The sequence below is a fragment of the Reyranella sp. genome (assembly GCF_004296935.1).
Taxonomy (GTDB): domain Bacteria; phylum Pseudomonadota; class Alphaproteobacteria; order Reyranellales; family Reyranellaceae; genus Reyranella.
In genome coordinates this window covers 21,983-28,124 of the sequence record NZ_SCVH01000111.1, presented here as the reverse complement: position 1 = coordinate 28,124, position 6,142 = coordinate 21,983, and the positions used below count along the sequence as shown (strand labels likewise).

The following is a 6,142-nucleotide window of genomic DNA, read 5'->3' as shown; positions in this document are numbered from 1 at the left end:
CGCTGCAAAAGGGTGAGGTCGAAAACTTCGGTAGCCACTTCCAAGATGCGATGTATGGCGTCGGATCGATTGGTGATGAGAAAACACGATGGGCGGAGTTCAAAGCCTTTCGCGATCAGTTCAAGTGCACGAAGTGCGGTAGGGTACGCTTTATGCGGCCGGTCACTTTGAAGCGTCCGCTATGCGCACATGACACCTGTCAGGCGCCATTCGAATTTGCATCTTCCAGCGCTAGTCAAAAGTAGCCGTTATGACCGTAGCATATGCTGATGCGGGTGTCGTACGACCTCGGGGCCAGCGCGGATGCGTCGCGCTGGCCCCGCCGGTCTGATGTTCGCGGCAGCCGGAAGAGCCCTCGACGCTCCCGGATTTTGCTACGCAATGTCCTGCCGCTCATGGGCCGAGCTGCGCTCGGCCTAAAATCGCCCCCTCCCCCTGCACTGAGGGTCAACGCTCCCTATATTCCCCCCATGGAAAGGGAGATCTGAGCCATGACCGGAAGCGGTCCCCGCGATTGGATGTGGTCGGAGGCGCTGCAGATGCTGGCGCAGGCCGACCGGATGCATCGCCAGATGTTCCGGCCGCAGGCTTCTCCGCAGGGCGCGGCCTGGGAGCCGCCGGTCGACATGCTGGAAACCGACGGCGAGGTGCTGATCCTGGCCGCCCTGCCCGGCGTCGACCCGCAACAGGTGCAGGCGGCGATCGAGGACGGCGTGCTCGTCATCGCGGGCGTGCGCGTCGTGCCGGACGAATGGCACACCGCCACCATCCATCGCCTGGAACTGCCGCAGGGCCGCTTCGAGCGGCGCATCGCGCTGCCGGCCGGGCGCTACGAGTCGGTGCGCCGGACAGCGGTGAACGGCTGCCTGGTGATCAGTTTGGCCAAGACGCCACGGAGGGGCAGGCCATGACCGCGCCCGACGAGATGAACATTTCCGCGACGGGCACGACGCCGGCCGCCTCGCCGCCGGTCGCGGATGCGCTGCCCCCTGACGCGCTGATCGTGCTGCCGACGCGCAACCTCGTGCTGTTCCCGGAGATGGTGTTTCCGCTCGCCATCGGCCGGCCGGCGACGGTGGCCGCGGCCCAGCAGGCGGTGCGCGAGCAGCGCCAGATCCTGGTCGTGCTGCAGCACGATCCCGAGAAGAGCGAGATCGGCCCGGACGATCTTCACCGCACCGGCACGGTCGCCAACATCGTGCGCTATGTCACCGCGCCCGACGGCACGCATCACGTCATCTGCCAGGGCGTGCAGCGCTTCCGCATCACCGAGTTCGTCGAGGGCCATCCCTACCTGCTGGCGCGCGGCCTGCACGTGGTCGAACCCGCCGGCGCCGGCCCCGAGATCGAGGCGCGCTTCCTGGTGCTGCAGGGCCAGGTGCGCGAGGTGATGGACCTCTTGCCGCAGGTGCCGCCCGAGCTGCGCCAGACCGTGGAAGCAACCGAATCGGCCGGCGCGCTGGCCGACCTCGCCGCCACCTATCTCGATTCCAAGCCGGCGGAGAAGCAGGACATCCTGGAGACGGTCGAGCTGGTGCCGCGTCTCGACAAGGTCACGGCGCTCCTTGCACAGCGCCTGGAGGTGCTGCGGCTCTCCAACCAGATCGGCCAGTCGACCAAGGCCTCGCTCGACGCCCGCCAGCGCGAGATGCTGCTGCGCGAGCAGATGGCGGCGATCCAGCGCGAGCTGGGCGACGACGGCACCAACAAGCAGGAGATGGCCGATCTCGAGAAGGCGATCGGCGACGCCAGAATGCCGCCCGAGGTCGAGGCGGTCGCGCGCAAGGAACTGCGCCGGCTGCAGCGCACGCCCGATGCGGCAGCCGAATACGGCATGATCCGCACCTACCTCGACACGCTGATCGAGCTGCCGTGGGCGCTGCCCGAGGCGCCGCCGATCGACATCGCCGAGGCGCGGAAGGTGCTCGACCAGGACCACTATGGCCTCGAGAAGATCAAGCTGCGCATCGTCGAGTATCTCGCCGTGCGCAAGCTGGCGCCCGAGGGCAAGGCGCCGATCCTCTGCTTCGTCGGCCCTCCGGGCGTCGGCAAGACCTCGCTCGGCCAGTCGATCGCCCGCGCCATGGGCCGCAAGTTCGCGCGCGTCAGCCTGGGCGGCGTGCACGACGAGGCCGAGATTCGCGGCCATCGCCGGACCTACATCGGCGCGCTGCCCGGCAACATCATCCAGGCGATCCGGAAGGCCGGCGCGCGCGACTGCGTGATGATGCTGGACGAGATCGACAAGATGGGCAGCGGCGTCCATGGCGACCCCTCGTCGGCGATGCTGGAAGTGCTCGACCCCGAGCAGAACGGCACCTTCCGCGACAACTACCTCGACGTGCCGTTCGACCTCAGTCGCGTGGTGTTCATCACCACCGCCAACATGCTGGAGACCATCCCCGGCCCGCTGCGCGACCGCATGGAGATCATCGGGCTCACCGGCTACACCGCGGGCGAAAAACTCGAGATCGCCAAGCGCTACCTGGTGCGGCGCCAGCTCGAGGCCAACGGGCTGAAGCCCGAGCAGGCTGGGATCGACGATGCCGCGCTGAAGCAGATCATCGTCGGCTATACGCGCGAGGCCGGCGTGCGCAACCTGGAACGCGAGATCGGCCGCGCCTTGCGCCATATCGCGGTCGAGATCGCCGAGGGCACGGCCACCAAAGTGCAGATCGGCGTCGCCGACCTGGAGAAGCTGCTGGGACCGCTGCGCTTCGAGAACGACGTCGCCATGCGCACCAGCGTGCCCGGCGTCGCCACCGGCCTCGCCTGGACGCCGGTGGGCGGCGACATCCTGTTCATCGAGGCGGCCCGCACGCCCGGTGGCGGCAAGCTGATCCTGACCGGCCAGCTGGGCGAGGTCATGCGCGAGAGCGTCCAGGCGGCGCTCACCCTGGTCAAGGGACAGGCGTCCGCTCTCGGCATCGAGGCCGGCCTGATCGAGAAAAGCGACATTCACGTCCATGTGCCGGCCGGCGCCACGCCCAAGGACGGCCCCAGCGCCGGCGTCGCCATGTTCATGGCGCTCACCTCGCTCTTGACCGGCCGCACCATCCGCAGCGACACCGCCATGACCGGCGAGATCAGCCTGCGCGGCCTGGTGCTGCCGGTGGGCGGCATCAAGGAGAAGGTGGTGGCCGCCGCCGCCGCCGGCATCACGCGCGTGATGCTGCCGGCGCGCAACAAGCGCGACTACGAGGAGATTCCCGAAGAGGTCCGCAAGGCGCTGGAGTTCGTCTGGCTCGAGCGCGTCGAGGACGCGGTGGGCGCGGCGCTGGCGGCTTAGCGCCGCCTCACGTCTATCGAATTCCTCTCCCTCAAAATTCCTCTCCCCCGCTAGGGGGAGAGGTTAGGTGAGGGGGAATCGACGTGCGTAACCCCCTCACCCGTCCTCTCCCCCTAGCGGGGGAGAGGAGCATGAAGGTGATGGCGTCGGTTGGAAGACGCCTTAACCCAGCTCCAGGCTGGTCACGCCGAACAGGCCGGCATAGTCGACCACTGGATCAGCGCCGGTGTACATGCGCGCCGTCTCGAACGCGGGTTTCAGGCCCATCCCTTCGGCGAGTTTCACGGCCGCCTTGTTGCGGTCGGGCACGTCGATGGCCACGGCCGACGCGCCGGTCTTCTGCGCCAGCTCACTCACCAGCGCCGCCGCGATCTCCGGCGAGGCGGCATAGAGCGGGCCGATGCGCGCGGCGGCACGGCAGGTGCGGATGACGGCCATTCCCTGCAGTTCGCCATCCTTCATCGCGACCAGGCCGGCGCGTTCCGGCAGGCCGACCCACGGCGCCAGGAAATGATCCCGCGCCTCGGGGAAGAAGCGACGGTCGTAGGCGGCGATCCGATCGAAGGGCACGGCGCGGGCATCGACCAGGGTGACGCCGGCTGGCGGCGCGGCCAGCGGTGGCGACGGACCCTCGTGGCGGATGTTGTTCCACGCCGAACGGAATCCCGATTTCTTGTAGTTGTGCTGCTGGGCCACCACGCCATCGAGGCCGACGTTGCGGCCCTTCAGCCGCGCCATGCCGGCGTCCCAGACCTTTATGCCGTAGCCTTTGCCGCGCGCTTCCGGCCGGGCGATGTAGAAGCCGAGGAATCCGAAGCCCGTGCCGTAGCGCACCACCGAGATGCAGGCGACGGGCCGGCCGTCGAGGCGACCGATCAGGAAGGCGCCGGGATCGGCGGCGTGGAAGGCCAGCGCATCGGTGTTGCCGGGGTTCCAGCCCTCGTCGGCGGCCCACCCGGCCATGCGCGCAATGTCGTCGGCGCTTGCTACATTGACTTCAAAGCTCATGCCGCGACGCTAGAGCATATTTCGCCTGAGTGGAATCGGCTCATAGCTGGGAGCGCGCCACTCCAGTGGCGCTCATGTTCAAGAGAAGATGCGCCACTGGAGTGGCGCGCTCCCAGCGAAGATATGAACGATATAAATTCTACTCCGCCGCCTTGCGACCGGCAGTGGTCGGAAAAAACTGGTTCTCCGGCCGCGGCAGGCCGAGGTTTTCGCGCAGGGTAGCGCCCTCGTACTCGCGGCGGAACAGGCCGCGGCGCTGCAGCTCCGGCACGACCTTGTCGACGAAATCGTCGAGGCCGCCCGGCAGGTAGGGGAACATGACGTTGAAGCCGTCGCTGGCTTCCGTCACCAGCCACTCTTCCATCTGATCGGCGATCATCCTGGGCGTGCCCATCATGGCGAGGCCGCCGTAGCCGCCGAGGCGTCCGGCGAGCTGTCGCACCGTCAGCCCTTCGCGCTTGGCGAGCGCAATGACGCGTTCGCGGCCGCTCTTGCTCGCGTCGGTCTCGGGAATGTCGGCCGGCAGCGGACCGTCGGGATCGAAGGCGCGGGCATCGGTGCCGAGCGCGATCGAGAGCGCGGCGATGCCGCTGTCGTAGTTGACCAGGCTGTCGAGCCGGGCCCGCTTCTCCTGCGCCTCATCAGCTGAGTCGCCGATGATGGTGAAGGCGCCGGGCAATATCTTGATGTGATCGGGATTGCGGCCGACCTTGGCGGCGCGGCCCTTCACGTCGGCATAGAAGGCGCGCCCCGCCTCGATCGGCCCGCCGGCGGCGAAAACAACTTCGGCCGTTTCGGCGGCGAGCTGGCGGCCGGCATCGGAGGCGCCGGCCTGGACCACGACCGGCCAGCCCTGCACCGGCCGGCCGATATTGAGCGGCCCGCGGACCTTCAGATACTTGCCCTTGTGGTTGAGGACATGGAGCCGGTCGGGATCGAAGTAGAGGCCGCTGTCGACATCGCGGATGAAGGCATCGTCGGCCCACGAATCCCAGAGACCGGTCACGACATCGAAATACTCGCGCGCACGGGCATAGCGCTCGGCATGCGGCATCTGGTCGTCCATGCCGAAGTTGAGCGCGGCGTCGGGATTGGACGTCGTCACCAGGTTCCAGCCGGCGCGGCCGTTGCTGATGTGGTCGAGCGAGGCGAAGCGGCGCGCGATGGTGTAGGCGGGCTCGAAGGTGGTGGACGCCGTGGCGATCAGGCCGAGATGCTTCGTCATCATGGCGAGCGCCGGCAACAGCGTCAGCGGATCGAACGACGTCACCGTGGCGCTGCGCTTCAGCGCCGCCATCGGCATGTTCAGCACGGCCAGGTGATCGGCCATGAAGAAGGCGTCGAACCGGCCGCGCTCCAGCGTCTGGGCGTACTGCACCAGCGCCTCGAGATTGAAATTGGCATCGGGCGTGCCGCCGGGATAACGCCAGGCGGCGGTGTGGATGCTGACCGGGCGCATGAAGGCGCCGAGGCGGAGTTGTTTCTGGGTCATGAGCCTATCTCGCAAGCAGGCGGCCCCACCGCAAGCCGCCTCGGACGAGAAGAGCTAATTCGACGAATAGATTCCACACTGTCGGCAGTTCAGGAAATGCCCTGCCGTCCATCGCAGCTTCTATCTCATGCCGCCTTCTTCTTGGGCTTCGCGCGCGCTTTCGCCTGCCGCCGCTTACGCCGGGCCAAATAACTCCTGGCGATGCTGGTGGCCGTACGCCGGATGGCGACTCGCTCCGCTGGTGAAAGTATTTCACGTATCATCTCCTCAAATTTCACCATCATTCCACCTCCGGTCCGCGCAATGACGTAACTGATCTAACGAAAATACCTCATCCTGAGGAGCACGCGTAG

The 6,142-nt window shown here is 67.3% G+C and carries 5 protein-coding genes; 3 read left to right on the top strand and 2 right to left on the bottom strand.

The window, feature by feature from the left end; translation table 11 throughout:
* The 3 genes from EPO55_RS16185 to lon form a co-directional block, all read left to right on the top strand.
* The coding region (locus tag EPO55_RS16185) for a hypothetical protein (protein ID WP_296338020.1) at positions 1 to 245 on the top strand (245 nt) is incomplete at its 5' end.
* Positions 246 to 491: 246 nt separating this feature from the next.
* Complete coding sequence (locus EPO55_RS16180; protein WP_296338019.1) at positions 492 to 911, top strand: Hsp20/alpha crystallin family protein; 420 nt, start codon at positions 492 to 494, stop codon at positions 909 to 911.
* Between the two features lie 14 nt (positions 912 to 925).
* Positions 926 to 3,289 carry an endopeptidase La gene (gene lon / locus EPO55_RS16175; protein WP_296338021.1) on the top strand — a complete coding sequence of 788 codons (2,364 nt, stop codon included), beginning with the start codon at positions 926 to 928 and terminating at the stop codon, positions 3,287 to 3,289.
* A 162-nt stretch (positions 3,290 to 3,451) separates the two neighbouring features.
* On the opposite strand, the gene EPO55_RS16170 is transcribed toward lon, so the two are convergent.
* Complete coding sequence (locus EPO55_RS16170; protein ID WP_296338018.1) at positions 3,452 to 4,297, bottom strand: GNAT family N-acetyltransferase; 846 nt, start codon at positions 4,295 to 4,297, stop codon at positions 3,452 to 3,454.
* 139 nt (positions 4,298 to 4,436) lie between these two features.
* A complete protein-coding gene (locus tag EPO55_RS16165) occupies positions 4,437 to 5,789 on the bottom strand; it encodes an LLM class flavin-dependent oxidoreductase (RefSeq protein ID WP_296338016.1) in 1,353 nt (450 codons plus the stop codon).
* Positions 5,790 to 6,142: the final 353 nt, after the last annotated feature.

Coding starts and splice junctions, on each gene's coding strand:
- EPO55_RS16180 (WP_296338019.1), top strand. CDS start 492: ATGACCGGAAGCGGTCCCCGCGATTGGATGTGGTCGGAGGCGCTGCAG.
- lon (WP_296338021.1), top strand. CDS start 926: ATGAACATTTCCGCGACGGGCACGACGCCGGCCGCCTCGCCGCCGGTC.
- EPO55_RS16170 (WP_296338018.1), bottom strand. CDS start 4,297: ATGAGCTTTGAAGTCAATGTAGCAAGCGCCGACGACATTGCGCGCATG.
- EPO55_RS16165 (WP_296338016.1), bottom strand. CDS start 5,789: ATGACCCAGAAACAACTCCGCCTCGGCGCCTTCATGCGCCCGGTCAGC.